The sequence below is a fragment of the Pseudomonas batumici genome (assembly GCF_036585405.1).
GTDB lineage: Bacteria > Pseudomonadota > Gammaproteobacteria > Pseudomonadales > Pseudomonadaceae > Aquipseudomonas > Aquipseudomonas batumici.
The window spans coordinates 1,363,676-1,382,460 of sequence record NZ_CP144470.1 but is presented as its reverse complement, the minus strand read 5'-3'; the positions used below and the strand labels follow the sequence as shown (position 1 = coordinate 1,382,460).

Below are 18,785 nucleotides of genomic sequence, written 5' to 3'. Positions count from 1 at the left end.
TTGCATCGGGTACTTACGTTTGTGGTGTTGATGACCGTTGTTGTGATGCAGGTTGTAGGTTCTTACTACGCTAATTTTAATCCTGCATGAGAAAGAGCGTCTGCATGCTCCAGTGCCTGCTTTTCCATGCCGTGGGGTGTGTCGGATGACCATGTTGGTTGCGGGCTACGTATTTGCCGGTCTGACGGTTGCGCTCTACAGGATGATTTATTCATGAGATTCAATACCAGGAAGGTACTCCGTGTCCTTTAACCACTACTACCAAAGCGAACTCACCGCACTTCGCCAGTTGGGTCGTCGATTCGCCGAGCGTAGCCCGGCGTTGGCGCCGTTCCTGGGGCAGGCCGGGCGGGATCCGGACGTGGAGCGGTTGCTGGAAGGCTTTGCGTTCCTGACCGGGCGTTTGCGGCAGAAGCTCGATGACGAGTTGCCGGAGCTCAGCCATTCATTGATGCAGTTGCTGTGGCCGAACTACATGCGGCCGCTGCCGGCGTTCAGCATCTTGCAGTTCGACCCGTTGAAACGTTCCGGACCGGCGCTGCGGGTCGAGCGCGATACGCCGGTGGAAAGTGTGCCGATCGATGACGTGCGTTGCCGGTTTCGCACCTGCTACCCGACGGAAGTCCTGCCGCTGGACCTGACCGCGTTGACGTACTCGGTGAAGGGCGACGGTTCGCTGTTGAGCCTGCGCCTGGAGATGAGCTGCGACGGGCATTTCGGTGAGCTGGACCTGAGTCGTCTGCGCCTGCACCTGGCCGGTGAGCGTTATATCAGCCAGATGCTTTACCTGAGCCTGCTGCGCAATCTGGAAGGCATCGAGCTGATCCCGCTGGACGTGGCCGGCAAGCCGCTCAATGGAGTTAACGGCACGCCGATGGCCTTCAAGATGCCCGGCGATCGCGTGCAGCCGGTGGGCTTTGCCGAAGAAGAAGCGTTGATCCCGTATCCGCTGAACACCTTCCGTGGCTACCGCTATCTGCAGGAATATTTCGCTTTCCAGGACAAGTTCCTGTTCGTCGACTTGAACGGCCTCGACCTGCTCAAGGCGCTGCCCGAAGACACGCTCAAGCAGATGCACGGCCTGGAGCTGCGCTTCGACATTCGCAAGAGCGGCATCCAGCGCCTGCGCCCGACCCTGGACAACGTGAAGCTTTACTGCACGCCCATCGTCAACCTGTTCAAGCACGATGCCTTGCCGATTCGCCTCGATGGCAAGCAGGACGAATACCTGTTGCTACCGGCCGAATACGACCTGGAAAACTGCGGTGTGTTTTCGATTGAAGGCGTCACCGGCTGGAAGCCGGGCGGCCTGGGTTATCAGGCGTACGTACCGTTCGAATCCTTCGAGCACGACCCGAGTTTCGATGTGCCGCAAAGCCGTCCGCATTACAGCATTCGCCAACGCACCTCGCTGCTGCACGACGGCCTCGACACTTACCTGAGCTTCGGCATTCGCCACACCGAAGCCCACGAAACGCTGTCGATCGAGCTGATGTGCACCAACCAGAACCTGCCGCGCCGGCTCAAGCTCGGCGACATCTGCATGGCCTGTGAAGAGACCCCGGAGTTTCTCAGCTTCCGCAACATCACCCCGGCGACCTCAAGCTTCGCGCCGCCGCTGAGCCACGACTTCCTGTGGAAGCTGATCAGCAACATGTCGCTCAACTACCTGTCGTTGGCCAACGTCGACGCGCTCAAGGTGATTCTCGAAACCTACGACCTGCCGCGCTACTACGACCAGCACGCGCAGAAAGTCAGCAAGCGCCTGCTGGGTGGACTCAAGTCGATCCGTCACCAGCACGTCGACCGACTTCACCGAGGGTTGCCGCTGCGCGGCTTGCGCACCGAACTGACCATCGACCCACAAGGCTATATCGGTGAGGGCGACCTGTTCGTTTTCGCTTCGGTTCTTAACGAGTTTTTCGCGCTTTACGCCAGTCTCAATTCGTACCACGAGCTGCGGGTAAAAAGCACACAGGGAGAGGTGTACCAATGGACACCACGTATGGGCCTGCAGCCGCTTCTTTAAGCGGACTGACCCGGGGAATACGCGAGTACTCGCTGTTTCAGGCCGTGCTGCTGGTGGTTGACCGGCTGCGCGAGGCCCACCCGCACCTGAGCCAGGACGATCTGTACGACCAGTTGGAGTTCCAGGCCAATCCGAGTCTGGGTTTCCCCGGCAGTGACGTCGATCGCGTGGAGTTTTTCCATGAACACGGGCAGATGCGCGCGCGTCTGCGTTTCAACCTGATCGGCCTGGTCGGTTCCGGTTCGCCACTGCCGGCGTTCTACGGCGAGCAGGCCCTGGGCGACAGCGAAGACGGCAACCCGACGCGGCATTTTCTCGACCTGTTCCACCATCGCCTGCAACGGCTGATGTTGCCGATCTGGCGCAAGTACCGCTACCGCGCCAGCTTCGAAAGCGGTGCCCTCGATCCGTTCTCCTCGCAGTTGTTTGCGCTGATCGGCCTGGGCGGCGAAGACATCCGCAAGGCTCAGGAACTGAACTGGAAGCGCCTGCTGCCGTACCTCGGCCTGTTGAGCTTGCGGGCGCACTCGGCGGCGCTGATCGAAGCGGTGCTGCGCTACTACTTCAAACACGCCGAACTGACCATCGAGCAGTGCATCGAGCGCCGCGTGGAAATCCTCGACGAACAGCGCAATCGCCTGGGCCATGCCAACAGCGCGCTGGGTGAAGACCTGGTGCTGGGGGAGAGCGTGCGTGATCGCAGTGGCAAGTTCCGGATTCACATTCGCGAACTCGACTGGGAGCGCTTTCACGAGTTCCTGCCGATCGGCTTCGGCTACCAGCCGCTGTGCGCGCTGGTGCGGTTCACCCTGCGTGACCCGCTCGATTACGACATTCGCCTGGTCCTGCGCCAGGAAGAAATCCGCGAACTGCGTATCGATGAGCAGAACGCCTGCCGCCTGGGCTGGACCAGTTGGCTCGGCCGCGAAAAAGCGGACGGGGTAGTGACCCTGGGCAGCAAAATTCATTAAGGACGTGAGACTGATGAGCAACGTAGACCTGCAACAACTGATCCAGGCGCTGGACGCCGAAACCCGTCGTGACCTGGAACGTTCGGCTGAGCGCTGCGTCGCCCGTGGCGGCAGCAAGATCCTCGTGGAAGACCTGCTGCTGGGCCTGCTGGAGCGCCCGCAGGGCTTGCTCGCACGCGCGTTGCAGGATGGCGAAGTGGACGCCGGTGAATTGAGCGCCGCCCTGCAATCGCGGGTGGAGCACAGCGCTTCGCGCAACCCGGTGTTCGCGCCGGAGCTGGTGCAGTGGCTGCAGGACGCCTTGTTGGTGGCCAACCTCGAACTGGGCCAGACTCAGGTCGAACAGGCCGCGCTGATCCTCGCGCTGCTGCGCAACCCGATGCGCTATGCGGGCAGTCGCTACCAGCCGTTGCTGGCCAGGTTGAACATCGAGCGCCTGAAAGAGTTTGCCCTGTCGCAACAGCAGCAACCGGCCAGCGGTAAACCCGCCGTGCCGGGCGAGTCGCTGCTGGAGCGCTTCACCCATAACCTGACCCAACAGGCCCGCGACGGCAAACTCGATCCGGTACTGTGCCGCGATGGCGCCATCCGGCAGATGGTCGACATCCTCGCCCGTCGTCGCAAGAACAACCCGATCGTGGTCGGTGAAGCGGGCGTCGGTAAAACCGCGATCGTCGAAGGCCTGGCCTCGCGTATCGCGGCCGGTGAAGTGCCGCAAGTGCTCAAGGGCATCGAGTTGCTGTCGCTGGACATGGGCCTGCTGCAGGCCGGGGCCAGCGTCAAGGGCGAGTTCGAACGCCGCCTCAAAGGCGTGATCGACGAGGTCAAGGCCTCGCCGAAACCGATCATCCTGTTCATCGACGAAGCCCACACCCTGATCGGCGCGGGCGGCAATGCCGGCAGCTCCGACGCCGCCAACCTGCTCAAGCCGGCGCTGGCCCGAGGCGAGCTGCGCACCATCGCCGCCACCACCTGGGCGGAGTACAAGAAGTACTTCGAAAAGGATCCGGCGCTGGCCCGTCGTTTCCAGCCGGTGCAACTGCACGAACCGACCGTCAGCGAAGCGGTGACCATCCTCCGTGGCCTGGCTCAGGTCTACGAGAAGAGCCACGGCATCTATCTGCGCGATGACGCGGTGGTCGCCGCCGCCGAGTTGTCCGCTCGCTATCTGGCGGGCCGTCAGTTGCCGGACAAGGCCGTCGATGTACTCGACACCGCCTGTGCCCGCGTTCGTATCAGCCTCGCCGCCGCCCCGGAAAAACTCGAACGCCTGCGCGGCGAATTGGCCGAAGGGGGGCGTCAGCGCCAGGCCCTGCGCCGTGATGCCGAGGCCGGCCTGCTGATCGACCACGAAGCGCTGGACGTACTGGAAGCCCGCCTGGGCGACGCCGAAGACGAAATGATCGCGCTGGAAACCCTCTGGAGCGAACAGAAGGCACTGGCCGAGCGCCTGCTGGAACTGCGCCTGCAACTGGCCAAGGCCCGTGAGGCCGCCGCCGTCGAGCAGACCGTGACGGTCGAAGAGGATGCCGAAGGTCGCGTGATCGAAACCCGGGTGGTAGACGAAGCGCAAAGCGTCGAAACCCTGGAAGCCGCGCTCAACGAAACCCACCGCGCCCTGAGCGAGCGGCAAGTCAAGGAGCGTCTGGTGAGTTTCGAGGTCTGCCCGCGGCTGGTGGCTGAAGTGATCAGCGCCTGGACCGGCGTACCCTTGGCGCAACTGGCCCGCGAGCACAACGCCAAGGTGGCGAGTTTTGCCACCGACCTGCGCGCGCGCATCCGTGGCCAGGAGCAGGCCGTTCATGCCCTCGACCGCTCGATGCGTGCCACGGCCGCCGGCTTGAACAAGCCCGATGCACCGGTCGGTGTGTTCCTGCTGGTGGGTCCGAGCGGTGTCGGCAAGACCGAAACCGCGCTGGCGCTGGCGGATCTGCTGTATGGCGGCGATCGTTTCATCACCACCATCAACATGTCCGAGTTCCAGGAAAAGCACACCGTTTCGCGTCTGATTGGCGCGCCGCCGGGCTACGTCGGTTACGGCGAGGGCGGCATGCTCACCGAAGCCGTGCGGCAGAAACCGTACTCCGTCGTGCTGCTCGATGAAGTCGAGAAGGCTGACCCGGACGTGCTCAACCTGTTCTACCAGATCTTCGACAAGGGCGTGGCCAACGACGGCGAAGGGCGCGAGATCGACTTTCGCAACACGCTGATCCTGATGACCTCGAACCTGGGCAGCGAGCGTATCAGCGAACTCTGCGAAAACGGCACGCGGCCGACCGCCGAAGTGCTCGAAGAAACCATTCGCCCGGTCCTCAGCAAACACTTCAAGCCGGCGCTGCTGGCGCGCATGCGTGTGGTGCCGTACTACCCGGTGGGTGGCCCGGTGCTGCGCGAGCTCATCGAAATCAAACTCGCTCGTCTGGGCGAGCGCCTGAACCGCCGTCAACTGGACTTCACCTACAGCCAGAACCTCGTCGATCACCTGGCCGAACGCTGTACCCAGAGCGACAGCGGTGCGCGCTTGATCGATCACCTGCTGGACCTGCACGTGTTGCCGCTGGTGGCTGACCGCCTGCTCGACGCGATGGCCAGCGGTGAAAGCCTCAAGCGTGTCCACGCGACGCTCGACGGCAATACCAGCGTGACCTGCGAGTTTGCCTGAGATGGGTGTGATGTTTACTCAAGTACCACGACCGCTGGTCTATGCCGAAGCCTTGTTTGCGCAGTTCGCCCGTCTGTCGCGGGCAGCGGACGGTGCGGCGCTGTTGGGGGATTTCGTCCGCGGCCTGGCCGAGCTCAGCGGTTGCGAGCTGACGCAGCTGTATCTGCTGGACGCCACCCATACTTGCCTGGAAATGAACGCCGAATGCCTCAACGGCATTCTGCAACCCCGGGACGCGGCGAGCCTGCCGGCGGATTACCACGGCGAACAGCTGCTGCAATTCGCCCTGTGCCAGAACCGCGTGGTGTGTCTGAGCGAGCTGAGCGGCAGCCTGCACGAAACCGCTTTCCTGCCACCGCAGGCCATGCCCTGGCAGTCGCTGCTGTGCGTGCCGCTGGTCAATCAGCAGAAGGCCGTCGAAGGCTTGCTGCTGTGCGCCAGCCACCGGCATGTCGACCTGCAAGGCTTTGGCGATTCCCTCGGTCAGTTGGGCTCGTTCGTGCTGGGTCAACTGCATCTGTTGCAACGCTTGCGTTGGTCGGCCGGTGAAGCACGCCCGGCGCCGGTCAGCGTGCCAAGCGCCAGCGGTTACGGTTTGATCGGCAAGAGTTCGGCCATGCGCCAGACCTACTCGCTGATCAGCAAGGTCCTGCACAGCCCGTACACCGTGCTGTTGCGTGGCGAGACCGGTACCGGCAAGGAAGTGGTTGCACGGGCGATTCACGATTGCGGTCCGCGTCGCTCCCAGGCGTTCATCGTGCAGAACTGCGCGGCATTCCCGGAGAACCTGCTGGAAAGTGAGCTGTTCGGCTACCGCAAAGGGGCGTTCACCGGCGCCGACCGCGACCGTGCCGGGCTGTTCGATGCGGCCAATGGCGGCACCTTGTTGCTGGACGAAATCGGCGACATGCCGCTGTCGCTGCAAGCCAAGCTGTTGCGGGTATTGCAGGAAGGCGAGATTCGCCCGCTGGGCTCCAACGACACCCACAAGATTGACGTGCGCATCATCGCCGCGACGCACCGGGATTTGTCGGTGCTGGTCAGTGAAGGCAAATTCCGCGAGGACTTGTACTACCGCCTTGCACAGTTCCCCATCGAGTTGCCGGCCCTGCGTCAGCGTGAAGGCGACATCCTCGATCTGGCCCGGCACTTCGCCGACAAGGCCAGCGCGTTCCTGCAGCGTGATGCGGTGCGCTGGTCCGATGAGGCGCTGGATCACCTGGCCGGTTACGCCTTCCCTGGCAACGTGCGGGAACTCAAGGGCCTGGTCGAACGGGCGGTGCTGTTGTGCGAGGGCGGCGAGTTGCTGGTCGAGCATTTCTCCTTGCGCATGGAAGCCATGCCCGAAGACAACAACCTGAACCTGCGCGAGCGCCTGGAGCAGGTCGAGCGCGGCCTGCTGCTCGATTGCCTGCGTAAAAACGACGGCAACCAGACCCTCGCGGCCCGCGAACTCGGCCTGCCAAGGCGCACGCTGCTGTACCGCCTCGGGCGCCTGAATATCAATCTGGGTGTTTTCAATGGCTGAACCTGTGAGTCCCGTCGCGAGAGGGCTGTCTTGTTCGCCACCAAGGATCGGTGTCAGAGCCCCGTCCTAGAGCCGTCCAATCCACTTTATTCGCATCCGATGGCGCTGCCCGAAAGGGTCGTGCCTTGTTTATTTCTGGAGACCCTCTGATGTCTGTTCGTCACTGGCAAGCCGTCCTGCTGACCCTTGTCCTATGCGGCCTCGGCGGCTGCAACGGCAATTACAAATACAACGACAACACCTATCGCCCATTGGGTGATCCGCAGGCGGCCAACCGCGGCAAGTGACCGCAAGGAGCATCATCATGGAACTGGTTTTCGAAATACTGAACACCAAGCAGTTCGTGCCCACGGACTTGTGCCAGAAGACCTTCAAGGAGGCCGGAGGCGTGATTGGCCGGGGCGAGGACTGCGACTGGATCATCCCGGACCGCAAGCGTCACCTGTCCAACCACCACGCGTTGATCAGCTACCGCGAAGGTCGGTTTTACCTGACCGATACCAGCAGCAATGGTATCGAGGACAGTGCAAGCGGCGCGCGCCTGCGCAAGGGCGAAGCGATGCGTATCGAGCACGGCAGTGCGTACGTGCTGGGGGATTTCGAGATCCGCGCGCGCCTGGTCCGCGATCCGGCGAGCTTCGATGTGGAAGTCGGCCGTCCGCAAGCCGCCGGCAGCATTATTCCTGACGATGCCTTCCTCGACCTCGACCCGCTGAACGCCCTCGACCAGCAGGAGCGCGTGTACTCGGAGATCGAGGAGTTGATCTCGCCAGGCACCGTCGTCCAGGACATCCGTCAGCGCGCCGACTATGCGCGCATCGACATGGAAAGCCTGATGGTGCCGGAGCTGATCGACGCCCCGGCAGAGCCTGCCCCCGCGCCGGCTCCGAAAGCGGTCGAGCGTCAGAGCGAGGGCTTCTGGGAGCATTTCGGCGCCGCCTTGGGTGTGGACCTCAAGGGCCTCGACCACGACACCCGAGAGGCGCTGGCGCTCAACGCGGCGCGCCTGCTCAAGCAAAGTGTCGGCGGTTTGCAGCAGAGCCTGCGGACCCGCAGCGAGTTGAAAAACGAACTGCGCCTGGCTCAGACCACCGTGCAAGGCACGCAGAAAAACCCGTTGAAATTCGCCGTCGATGCCCGTGAAGCCTTGGGCATTCTGCTGCAGCCGAACAAGCCGGGCCAGTTGCCGGCCGAGCAGGCGGTTTCCCGTGCGTTCCGCGATTTGCAGGCGCATCAGGTGGCCCTGTTGACCGCCAGCCGTGCCGCGGTGCGCGGCACCCTCGAACACTTCTCGCCACAGCAACTGACCCTGCGTTTCGAGCGTGACAACAAGCCGTTGCTCGCCACGTCCGGCAGTCGCTGGAGAGCCTATGGCCGTTATCACCAGGCGCTGCGTCAGGACGATGACTGGAGCGAGCGTCTGTTGGCCCGTGACTTTGCCCAGGCCTACGAAGAACAGATCCGCCTGATTTCCACCCTCCACACCGACCACCAAGGATGATAGGCATGTCTCGCCGCTCGACCGCTTTTCTCAAGATGCTGACTGTGTTGGCCACGTTGCTGTGGCTGGCCGGCTGCTCGTCGCTGTCGCCGTATTCTCAAGTCACCAAACTGAACCTGAAGCTGACCGCCAGCGATCGGTTGAACCCGGACCTCAACGGTCGTCCGTCGCCGATTGTCGTGCGCCTGTTCGAACTCAAGCACCCGGTGGCGTTCGAGAACGCGGACTTCTTCAGTTTGTACGAACGGGCCAAGGAGGCCCTGGCACCGGACATGGTCGCCAGCGAAGAACTGGAGCTGCGTCCGGGTGAAACCGTCGAGCTCAAGCTCAGCCTGGAGGAGGGCAGCCGCTACGTCGGAGTACTGGCCGCCTACCGTGATCTACCGGAAAGCAAATGGCGCTACACGGTGCAAGTCACGCCGCTGGACGTCACCGGCGCGGACCTGACCCTCGACCAGAATGGCATTCGAAACACCCATGAACCGCTCGCCAAGGCAGATGACTGACCATGAACACCCATAAAGTCATTTGGCAGGAAGGCATGCTGCTGCGTCCGCAGCACTTCCAGCACAACGATCGCTACTACGACCACCAGATGAAGACCCGCACCCAGTTGCTGGGCAGCTACACCTGGGGCTTCCTCAACCTGGACATCGACTTGCAGTTCCTCAACATGGGCAAGCTGGTGATCAGCCAGGCCTCGGGGATTCTGCCGGACGGCAGCCTGTTCGAACTGGGCGGCAACACCGAGCCGCTGGCCCTCGACGTGCCGCCGAACACCGGCAACACGCCGATCTACCTGGCGCTGCCGCTGGTGACCGGCAACCACATCGAGGCCCGTCGCCCGGAGCATTCCGACGTGCTGGCGCGTTACACCGCGTACGAAACGCAAGTCGCCGACTCCAACGCCGGCGATGACTCCGCCAGCCAGGTCAGCTGCGCCCGGCCGGACTTCAAACTGTTGCTCGGCGAGCAGCAGAGCGATCAGGCCTACGTGAAGCTGAAAGTCTGCGAAGTGCTCGACACCACGCCGGACGGCGTGATCAGCCTCGACCCGGATTTCGTGCCGACCTACATCCAGGCGCACGCCTCCAGCTACTTGCTGTCGTGCCTCAAGGAAGTGATCAGCATGCTGGGCCACCGGGGGGACACCATCGCCGACCGGATTCGTTCCAACGGCAAGGTTGGCGGCGCGGAAGTCGGCGACTTCATGATGCTGCAACTGATCAATCGCACCGAACTGCTGCTGCGTCACTACCTCGGTCTGGAACAGGTGCACCCGGAAGAGTTGTACCGCACGCTGTTGACCATGCTCGGCGATCTGGCGACCTTCTCCAGCGACAGCAAGCGCCCGCGTCTGGACAGCCGTTATCAGCACAGCGACCAGGGCGCGAGCTTTCGCAAGCTGATGGACGCGATTCGCCAGGTGTTGTCGATGGTGCTGGAACAGCACGCCATCGAGCTGGTCCTGCAAGCGCGTCAGTACGGCATCATCGTCTCGCCGTTGCACGATCACAAACTGCTGGGCTCGGCATCGTTCGTGTTGGCGGCCAGTGCCAACTGCGACGGCGAGGAACTGCGCCACCGCTTGCCGACGCACCTCAAGGTCGGCCCGGTGGAGCGTATCCGCCAGCTGGTCAACCTGCATCTGCCCGGCATCAAGATCAAACCGTTGCCGGTGGCCCCGCGGCAGATCGCGTTCCACTCCAACAAAACCTATTTCATCCTCGAACTCAGTTCTGAAGACCTGGCGCAACTCGAACGCTCCGGCGGTTTCGCGTTCCACGTGTCCGGCGAATTCGCCGAGCTTGAACTGAAATTCTGGGCCATCAGGAACTGACCGACATGATCAAGGACAGGGAATACCACCAGGACGACAAAACCGTCCTGCTCGACCGTCAGGGCCATGCCACGGCCTCGAGTCCGCTGACGGACTTCGCTGCGCCGCCGCGCTTCGAACAGTTGGAAGAACGCATGATCTACGCCGCACGCCTGCGTCCGGCCGAATCATTCAACATCAGCCTCAACTCGCTGGTGGCCGCCGCCTCCGAGTTGCTGTCGCACGTGGTGCGGCTCAAGCACAGCGACACCCGCGAAGACCTCTACGCCCTCAACGAGCGCCTGACCGCCGGGTTGAAACTGTTTGAAGTCCGCGCCTTGCACGACGGCGCCGAGAGCAGCCAGGTGATGGCGGCCCGTTACGTGCTATGCACCGTGGTCGATGAAGCGGTCGTCACTACGCCGTGGGGTAACGAAAGCGAGTGGTCGCAGATGAGCCTGCTCACCAGCTTCCATAACGAAACCTTTGGTGGCGAGAAGTTCTTCCAGTTGCTCGATCGGCTGTCGAAGAACCCGGTCAAGCACTTGCCGATGCTGGAGCTGATGTACCTGTGCCTTTCACTGGGTTTCGAAGGCAAGTACCGGGTGCAAGCGCGCGGCATGCTCGAACTCGAAGGCATCCGCGACGCCTTGTATCGCCAGATCCGCCAGTTGCGCGGCGACGTGCCACGCGAGCTTTCGCCTCATTGGGAAGGCTTGAACGATCAGCGCCGCAACCTGGTGCGCATCGTGCCGGCGTGGATGGTGGTGCTGTTCACCGTGGTCTGCCTGGTGGTGATGTATTCGGGCTTCGCCTGGGTGCTGGGTGAGCAACGCGATACCGTTCTGCAACCTTATCAGCCGCTGGATCCGGCTGCGGTCCAGCCGCAGTCGAAGCCGTAAACAGGGACGTGTGATGAAGAAGTTTTTCAAGAAAGTCGGCGCGTTCTTGCGCAAGACCTGGGTCTGGACCCTGCTGCTGGTGCTGTTTGTCGCGCTGCTGGTGTGGTTCGTCGGGCCGCTGTTGGCGGTCGATGATTACAAGTTCTGGGAAGGCTCGACCTCCCGCCTGCTGAGCATCAGCGTGTTGTGCCTGATCTGGGGCCTGACCATGGTCTTTGTCAGCTGGCGTGCCGGTGTGCGCAAAAAGGCTGTCGAGGAAACCGAAGACGGCCAGGATCGTATCCGCCGCGAAGAGCTGATCGACGAAGAGCAAAAAGAGTTGAAAGCGCGTTTCAAGGACGCCCTGAAAACCCTGAAGACTTCGAGCTTGTATCGTGGCCGTAGCGAACGCTGGCGCAGTGACTTGCCGTGGTACTTGCTGATCGGCCCACAGGGCAGTGGCAAGACCAGCCTGCTGGACTTCTCGGGCCTTGAGTTTCCGATCAACAAGATCGACCGCAAACTGACCCGTGACACCCTCGGCACCCGCCACTGCGACTGGTACTTCGCCGACCATGGCGTGCTGATCGACACCGCCGGCCGTTACCTGACCCAGCCGGATGCCGACGTCGATGGCAGTGCCTGGAGCACCTTGCTCGACCTGCTGCGCAAGCGTCGTCGCAACCGTCCGCTGAACGGCGTGCTGGTGACCATCCCGGTCGAAACCCTGCTGGGCGGCAGCGAACAGGACCTCGATACCCTGGCCCGCCAGGTGCGTGCACGCCTGCAAGACGTGCATCAGAAACTGCACGTCGATGTGCCGATTTATCTGGTGCTGAGCAAGGCTGATCGCCTGCTGGGCTTCGACGAGTTCTTCGATCAACTGACCCGTGAAGAAAGCGATCAGGTCCTCGGCACCAGCTTCGGCAAGGAGCAGAGCGGTACCGATGTGGCCGTGCTGCGCGCCGAGTTCGAAGAGCTGCTGCGTCGCCTCAACAGTCAGGTGATCATGCGCATGCATCAGGAGCGCGACACCCAGCGCCGTGGTCGCATTCTCGATTTCACCCACCAACTGGGGCAGATCGGCGAGCGCCTGTGCCTGTTCGTCGACATGGCGTTCACGGGCAACCGCTACCAGCGGGTCAGCCAGTTGCGCGGTTTCTACCTGACCAGTGCACCGCACCTGACTCAGCAAATGGACGCGACCACCGCCGGTATCGGCGCCAACCTGGGCATGAGCGCGGGCGTACTGCCGACCCTGCGCAGTGGCCGTTCGCGTTTCATTCATCACCTGCTTAGCCGGGTGATTTTCCCCGAAGCCGATCTGGCCGGTCTGGACAAGCGCGAGCGCAGCCGCATCCACTGGGGCCAGCGAGCCTTGTACGTCGGCGCCTTGGCGGTATTGGCTCTGTCCGGCATGCTGTGGGCGGGCGGTTTCTCCGCGAACTACGAGCGCCTGGAAAACCTGCGCAACCTGGCACAGAACTGGACCCAGCAGCGCTCGACCCTGACCGCCCGCGATGACGCCATGGCGGTGCTCAGGACCCTGGATACCAGCTACGCGGCCACCCAGGTGTTTCCGAAAAAGGGCGAGGTGGGTTACCACGAGCGCGGCGGCCTGTATCAGGGCGAGAGCGTCAATCCAGTGGTCAAGGCCGCCTACGAGCGCGAGCTTGAAGCGCAGCTGTTGCCCCGGGTCGCGACCCTGCTGGAAGGGCAGATCCGCAGCAACATGAAGGACCGTGAACGCCTGCTCAATAGCCTGCGTGCGTACCTGATGCTGAACATGAAGGATCGTCGCGACGCAGCGTGGCTCAAGGATTGGGTCGCTACCGAGTGGTCCCAGCGCTATACCGGCAACACGGCGGTGCAGAACAGCTTGAGCAGTCACTTCGAGCGCCTGCTGAAGCAGCCGTTCATCTATCCGCTGAACGATCAACTGGTGGCCCAGGCGCGTCAGGTCCTGCGCAGCGAGTCCCTGCCCACTGTGGTCTACCGGATGCTGCGCGAGCAGGCTCGCAACCTGCCGGACTACCGCTTGAGCCAGCACCTTGGCCCGCAGGGGGCGCTGTTTGTCGGCACCGACTACGTGATTCCGGGGTTCTACACCCAACAGGGTTATCAGCAGTACTTCTCGGTGCAGGGGGCGGCGCTGGTCACCGACATCCTGCAGGACAACTGGGTGCTGGGCGAAGGCGCAGGTATCAGCGGCATGGACTTGCGTCGCCTGATGGTCGAGCTGGAGCAACTGTACTTCCGCGACTACGCCAACTTCTGGAGTGAAGCGGTTGGGCAGGTCGCGCTGCCGGCGATCAGCGACTTCCGTGAAGGCGCCGAGCAACTGGCGGGCCTGACTTCGGCCAACTCGCCGATCCTGCAACTGCTGACGGAAGTGCGCGAGAACACGCGTTTCCCGGTGGTCGCCGATGTCGCTGACAACGCAGCGGATGCCGCAGGGAAACTGGCCCAGCAGGGGGGCAAGTTGGGCAAACTGGGTAAGCTGGCGTCTGCCGCCGCGGACAAGACCTCCGACCTGGCCGCGAGCAAAAACCTGCCGGACACCGCGAAGAAATCCCTGCAGCTGCGCTTCGAACCGCTGCACCGCCTGCTGGATGACAACAACGGCCCGGCCGCTGATTTGACCCCGGTCCTGACCGCGCTCAACGACCTGCAACTGCAAATGGCCAGCCTGGCGCGCGCCAGCGCACCGGAACAGGCGGCGTTCGAAATGGCCAAGACCCGCATGGGCGGCCAGCGTGATGCGCTGAGCAACCTGCGCAGTGCCTCCGGTCGTCTGCCGCGTCCGTTGAGCGTGTGGTTCAACCTGATGGCCGAAGACACCTGGCGTCTGGTGCTCAATGATTCCTACCAGTACCTGAACCAGCGTTATCAGAGCGAGTTGTACAGCTTCTACGGCAAGGCGATCAACAAGCGTTATCCGTTCAACGCCCACAGCACCAGCGACGTGGCGATCGGCGACTTCCGCGAGTTCTTCAAGGCCCAGGGCATCGCCGACCGCTTCTTCGACACCTACCTGCGTCCGTTCGTCAGTGGCGATTCGGGCAACTACCGCATGCGCAGCGTCGATGGCTACAGCCTGCCGATCTCCAAGGTCTACCTCGACCAGATGAACGCCGTGCTGGTGATTCGCCAGAGTTTCTTCGCCGACAACCCGGCCGAGCCGCAGGTGCAGTTCAAACTGGAGCCGTACACCCTCGACCCGGCGGTCAGCCGTTCCGAGTTCAAGTTTGGCGACAAGACCATCGAATACCGCCACGGTCCGATCGTGCCGGTGTCGTTCAAATGGCCGACCGAAGCCCAGGACGGTCGCACCAGCCTGCTCCTCGACAGAATGGTCGGTCGCCCGCTGGGTATCGAGAAGAACTCCGGCCCCTGGTCGCTGTTCCGCCTGTTCGATCTGATGCAGACCGAATACCTGGTCGGCCGCGACGTGCTGGTGCTCAAGGCTGACGTGGGTGGCCTGCGCGCGAACTATCTGCTGACCAGCCAACGCACGCCGAACCCGTTCGACATGGGCGTACTGCGTACCTTCCGTATGCCGGTGCAGCTCTGATGCGGGTTGCCAGCCCCTGGCGCAGCGCTGCGCGCACCGATGCCGGCAAGGTTCGGTCGCGCAACGAAGATGCCTTCCTGGACTGCCCTCAGCAGGGGTTGTGGGTGGTCGCGGACGGCATGGGCGGTCATCAGGGGGGCGATATCGCCAGCCAGTTGATCGTCGCCAGCCTGGCGGAATTGCCGGTGCAGGATGACTTCGACGAACGGCTCAATGGCATTCGCCAGTGCCTGCACTGGCTTAACCGCCGTTTGGGGCAGGAGTTGACCGTCACGGCCGGGCGCCACGACAGCATCATGGGCAGCACCGTGGTGGTGCTTTTGGTGGAGGGCAATCGCGCGGCCTGTATCTGGGCCGGCGATAGCCGCTGCTACCTGTGGCGGGGCCAGTGTTTGTATCAGCTGTCCAAGGACCACTCACTGCAACAGCAACTGATCGACGAGCAACAGATGAGCATTGAGGCGGCCCGCGCCCATCCGGCCGCGCAGGCCCTGACCCGTGCGGTCGGCGCCGCCGAGCAACTGACCCTGGATGTGCTGGAACTCGAGGTGTATCCCGGCGATACGTTCTTGCTGTGCAGCGATGGCCTGTATCAAGGCTTGAGCAGCGATGCCCTCGGCAACGCCCTGAGCCTGACTGCGCCGCAGGTTGCGCTGGAGCGTCTGTTCGACGGCGCCTTGCGTGGCTCGGCCCGGGATAACCTGACCGCCGTGGTGATTCGCCAATGACTGAACTTGTGCCGGCGCTCGACGACCTGCTGGTGAGCGAAGAGCAGGACCTCAACCTGACCTACTTTGCGTTCGCCAAGTCGCACGGCGCAGCCCCCGCACCGGCGCCGACCCCATCCAGCGTCGGTGCAATCCCCGACGTGCTGGCCGGCCGTTACCGCCTCGAGCGCCTGCTCGGTGCCGGTGGCATGGGGGCGGTTTACCGCGCACGGGACTTGCTGAGCGAACAGTTCGGCGATCCCGATCCTTACATCGCGCTGAAGATCCTCAGCGAAGAATTTGCCGAATCGCCGGACGCCAGCGCCTTGCTCTACAGCGAGTTCGCCCTGACCCGACGACTGCGCCACGACAACGTGCTGCGTCTGCACACCTTTGAAGTGGACACCGATTGCCAACGCGCCTTCATCACCATGGAACTCATGCGTGGGTTGACCCTGGACAGACTGCTCTGCGAACGGCCCCTGGGCCTGCCCTGGAAAGAGCTGCGCGATATCGTGCTGCCGATGCTCGATGCACTGGCCCACGCCCACGCCCGGGGCGTGCTGCACGGTGACATGAAACCAAGCAACGTGATGCTCAGCGAAGACGGCGTGCGCCTGTTCGACTTCGGCCTGGGTCGGGCCGAAGAGGGTATCCTGCCTGGCCTGCCACACCTGAGCCGCGACCGCTTCAACGCCTGGACGCCAGGCTACGCAGCCCCGGAGCTGCTCGAAGGCCAGCCGCTGTCGGCCCGCGTCGATGTGTATGGCGTGGCCTGCGTGGTCTACGAACTGGCGAGCGGCAAACACCCGTTTCGCCGCTTGCCCTCCACCCAAGCCCGCGATGAGCATCTGGAGCGCGAGCTGCACGCACCGAAAAATCTACCGAAACACTGCTGGCCAGCCCTGAAGGCGGCGCTGGCTTTCGATGCCGCTGATCGCACGATGACCGCCGTACAATTGCGTGACGCTTTCGCCGTCACTTCGTCCTGGCTGCAGCGTTTGCGATTTCAGGCGTAACGGATGACTACCGAACAGGGAGCAAGGAATGTTCAACACCGCTAACGAAAAGCATTTCAGCCTGACCGTCGACGACTACGTGGGCGATCTGCAAGTGCTGTCGTTCACCGGCACTGAAGGCATCAGCCAGGCGTATCGCTTCGACCTGGAGCTGGTCAGTGAGAACCCCGATCTGGACCTGGAAAAGCTCCTGCACAAGCAGGCGTTCCTCGCGTTCGATCCGCAGGGCAGTGGCATTCACGGCCAGATCTACCGTGTCGCCCAAGGCGATGCCGGCAAGCGTCTGACACGCTACAAAGTCTCCCTGGTGCCGCAACTGCAATACCTGCATCACCGCACCAACCAGCGCATCTATCAGCAGATGTCGGCGCCGAAAATCATCGCGCTGATCCTCGAAGAGCACGGCATCAAGAGCAACGCCTACAGCTTCCAGCTCGGCCAACCGTGTCCGGACCGCGATTACTGCGTGCAGTACGACGAAACCGACCTGCATTTCATCCAGCGCCTGTGTGAAGAGGAGGGTATTCACTACCACTTCCAGCACAGCGAAAAGGCCCACCTGCTGGTGTTCGGCGACGACCAGACGGTGTTCCCGAAACTCGGCCAGCCAACCGCCTATGTGCAAGGCAGTGGCATGGTCGCCGATGAGCCGGTGATCAAAGGTTTCAAGCTGCGCCTGGAAACCCGCACCAGCCGTGTCAGCCGTCGCGACTACGACTTCGAAAAACCCAGCCTGCAACTCGAAGCCGCTTACAAGCCCCACGGCGAAAGCACCGAACCGGACCTGGAAGACTACGACTACCCGGGCCGCTTCCTTGACCGCGCGCGTGGCAAATTTCTCAGCCAGCGTGCGCTGGAACGCCACCGCGCTGACTACCAGCAAGCCGAAGGCTGGGGCGACCAGACCACGCTGAGCAGCGGTCACTTCCTGGAGATGTCCGACCACCCGCGCAGCGAGTGGAACGACCTCTGGCTACTCACTGAAATCGTCCATGAGGGCAAACAGCCACAGGTGCTTGAAGAGTCGGTGACCAGCGACACCACCGCGAGCAAGGACGACTTCCACCAGGGCTACCGCAACCGTTTCCTCGCCACTCCGTGGGCGGTGTTCTACCGTCCGGCGCTGGAACACAGCAAACCCCGGGTGCTCGGCAGCCAGAGCGCCACGGTCACCGGCCCCAAAGGCGAAGAAATTCACTGCGATCAGTACGGCCGCATCAAGGTGCAATTCCACTGGGACCGCGAAGGCCTGGCCGACGACAAGACCAGTTGCTGGCTGCGCGTCTCCAGCGCCTGGGCCGGCGACCGCTACGGTGCCATCAGCGTCCCGCGCGTGGGCATGGAGGTGCTCGTCACCTTTCTTGAAGGCGATCCCGACCAGCCATTGGTGACCGGTTGCCTGTACCACAAGGAAAACCAGGTGCCCTATGAACTGCCGGCGAACAAAACCCGCACGGTGTTCAAGACCCTCAGTTCACCGGGTGGCGGCGGGTACAACGAACTGCGCATTGAAGACAAGAAGGGCGCCGAGCAAATCTTCATCCACGCCCAGCGCGACTGGGATGAAAACATCGAGCATGACCAGAAGATTCGCGTCGGCAACGAACGCCACGACACGGTGGAGAAGAACACCTACACCGAGCTGAAAGCCGAAGAACACCGCACCACCGTTGCGGATCGCAAGACCGAGACCCGGATGGACGACCATCTGACGATTGGGCAGAACCAGCACATCAAACTCGGCACGGCGCAACTGACCCGTGCGGGGAAAGAGATACACCTCAAGGCGGGGGACAAGATCGTCATCGAGGCCGAAATGGAACTCACGATCAAGGCCGGGGGCAGCTTCATCAAGCTGGATGCCGGTGGCATCTCGGTGGTTGGGCCGGTGGTGAAGAACAATGCCGGTGGATCTGCGGGGAGCGGGACCGGAATTGGGATCAAGCCGCCGGTGCTGCCGGGGGCGGCGGCTAAGGATAAGGCGGGGAGTTTGATGGAGCAGGCGTTGGTGAATGCGCCAGAGGAGCAGATCAAGCGCAAACCGAAACGAATGCTCAATTTTTCCGGCTAACAGACACCGACGGCACTCCAGGC

At 62.7% G+C, this 18,785-nt stretch carries 13 protein-coding genes; all 13 read left to right on the top strand.

Annotation, left to right across the window (positions count from 1 at the left end; genetic code table 11):
* The first annotated feature begins 241 nt into the window (after positions 1 to 241).
* The 13 genes from tssF to tssI all read left to right on the top strand — a co-directional run bounded on the left by tssF (position 242) and on the right by tssI (position 18,762).
* On the top strand, positions 242 to 2,029 hold the full coding sequence (gene tssF, locus NUH87_RS05930; protein WP_338525177.1) for a type VI secretion system baseplate subunit TssF: 1,788 nt from the start codon (positions 242 to 244) through the stop codon (positions 2,027 to 2,029).
* The gene (tssG, locus tag NUH87_RS05925) at positions 1,993 to 3,000 is read left to right on the top strand and encodes a type VI secretion system baseplate subunit TssG (protein WP_338525176.1); all 1,008 of its coding nucleotides are present in this window, start codon (positions 1,993 to 1,995) and stop codon (positions 2,998 to 3,000) included. The genes tssF and tssG overlap by 37 nt, the downstream gene beginning before the upstream one ends.
* A 13-nt stretch (positions 3,001 to 3,013) precedes the next feature.
* A complete protein-coding gene (gene tssH, locus NUH87_RS05920; RefSeq protein ID WP_338525175.1) occupies positions 3,014 to 5,662 on the top strand; it encodes a type VI secretion system ATPase TssH in 2,649 nt (882 codons plus the stop codon).
* Positions 5,663 to 5,672: 10 nt separating this feature from the next.
* On the top strand, positions 5,673 to 7,190 hold the full coding sequence (locus NUH87_RS05915) for a sigma-54 interaction domain-containing protein (RefSeq protein WP_338525173.1): 1,518 nt from the start codon (positions 5,673 to 5,675) through the stop codon (positions 7,188 to 7,190).
* A gap of 149 nt (positions 7,191 to 7,339) precedes the next feature.
* Entirely contained in the window at positions 7,340 to 7,477 is a 138-nt protein-coding gene (locus NUH87_RS05910) for a type VI secretion protein (protein ID WP_338525172.1), read from the top strand.
* A gap of 17 nt (positions 7,478 to 7,494) precedes the next feature.
* The gene (gene tagH, locus NUH87_RS05905) at positions 7,495 to 8,691 is read left to right on the top strand and encodes a type VI secretion system-associated FHA domain protein TagH (RefSeq protein WP_338525171.1); all 1,197 of its coding nucleotides are present in this window, start codon (positions 7,495 to 7,497) and stop codon (positions 8,689 to 8,691) included.
* 5 nt (positions 8,692 to 8,696) lie between these two features.
* The gene (gene tssJ, locus NUH87_RS05900) at positions 8,697 to 9,197 is read left to right on the top strand and encodes a type VI secretion system lipoprotein TssJ (RefSeq protein ID WP_338525170.1); all 501 of its coding nucleotides are present in this window, start codon (positions 8,697 to 8,699) and stop codon (positions 9,195 to 9,197) included.
* Between the two features lie 2 nt (positions 9,198 to 9,199).
* Positions 9,200 to 10,531, top strand: a complete 1,332-nt coding sequence (gene tssK, locus NUH87_RS05895) for a type VI secretion system baseplate subunit TssK (protein WP_338525169.1) — start codon at positions 9,200 to 9,202, stop codon at positions 10,529 to 10,531.
* A 5-nt stretch (positions 10,532 to 10,536) separates the two neighbouring features.
* A complete protein-coding gene (gene icmH / locus NUH87_RS05890) occupies positions 10,537 to 11,412 on the top strand; it encodes a type IVB secretion system protein IcmH/DotU (protein WP_338525168.1) in 876 nt (291 codons plus the stop codon).
* A 13-nt stretch (positions 11,413 to 11,425) separates the two neighbouring features.
* Positions 11,426 to 14,965, top strand: coding sequence for a type VI secretion system membrane subunit TssM (gene tssM / locus NUH87_RS05885; protein ID WP_338525167.1), 3,540 nt, complete (start codon positions 11,426 to 11,428; stop codon positions 14,963 to 14,965).
* On the top strand, positions 14,965 to 15,693 hold the full coding sequence (locus tag NUH87_RS05880) for a PP2C family serine/threonine-protein phosphatase (RefSeq protein ID WP_338525165.1): 729 nt from the start codon (positions 14,965 to 14,967) through the stop codon (positions 15,691 to 15,693). The genes tssM and NUH87_RS05880 overlap by 1 nt, the downstream gene beginning before the upstream one ends.
* A complete protein-coding gene (locus NUH87_RS05875) occupies positions 15,690 to 16,691 on the top strand; it encodes a serine/threonine-protein kinase (RefSeq protein ID WP_338525164.1) in 1,002 nt (333 codons plus the stop codon). The genes NUH87_RS05880 and NUH87_RS05875 overlap by 4 nt, the downstream gene beginning before the upstream one ends.
* A gap of 28 nt (positions 16,692 to 16,719) precedes the next feature.
* On the top strand, positions 16,720 to 18,762 hold the full coding sequence (gene tssI / locus NUH87_RS05870; RefSeq protein ID WP_338525163.1) for a type VI secretion system tip protein TssI/VgrG: 2,043 nt from the start codon (positions 16,720 to 16,722) through the stop codon (positions 18,760 to 18,762).
* The last annotated feature ends 23 nt before the right edge of the window (positions 18,763 to 18,785 follow it).

Coding starts and splice junctions, on each gene's coding strand:
- tssG (WP_338525176.1), top strand. CDS start 1,993: ATGGACACCACGTATGGGCCTGCAGCCGCTTCTTTAAGCGGACTGACC.
- tssH (WP_338525175.1), top strand. CDS start 3,014: ATGAGCAACGTAGACCTGCAACAACTGATCCAGGCGCTGGACGCCGAA.
- NUH87_RS05915 (WP_338525173.1), top strand. CDS start 5,673: ATGTTTACTCAAGTACCACGACCGCTGGTCTATGCCGAAGCCTTGTTT.
- NUH87_RS05910 (WP_338525172.1), top strand. CDS start 7,340: ATGTCTGTTCGTCACTGGCAAGCCGTCCTGCTGACCCTTGTCCTATGC.
- tagH (WP_338525171.1), top strand. CDS start 7,495: ATGGAACTGGTTTTCGAAATACTGAACACCAAGCAGTTCGTGCCCACG.
- tssJ (WP_338525170.1), top strand. CDS start 8,697: ATGTCTCGCCGCTCGACCGCTTTTCTCAAGATGCTGACTGTGTTGGCC.
- tssK (WP_338525169.1), top strand. CDS start 9,200: ATGAACACCCATAAAGTCATTTGGCAGGAAGGCATGCTGCTGCGTCCG.
- icmH (WP_338525168.1), top strand. CDS start 10,537: ATGATCAAGGACAGGGAATACCACCAGGACGACAAAACCGTCCTGCTC.
- tssM (WP_338525167.1), top strand. CDS start 11,426: ATGAAGAAGTTTTTCAAGAAAGTCGGCGCGTTCTTGCGCAAGACCTGG.
- NUH87_RS05880 (WP_338525165.1), top strand. CDS start 14,965: ATGCGGGTTGCCAGCCCCTGGCGCAGCGCTGCGCGCACCGATGCCGGC.
- NUH87_RS05875 (WP_338525164.1), top strand. CDS start 15,690: ATGACTGAACTTGTGCCGGCGCTCGACGACCTGCTGGTGAGCGAAGAG.
- tssI (WP_338525163.1), top strand. CDS start 16,720: ATGTTCAACACCGCTAACGAAAAGCATTTCAGCCTGACCGTCGACGAC.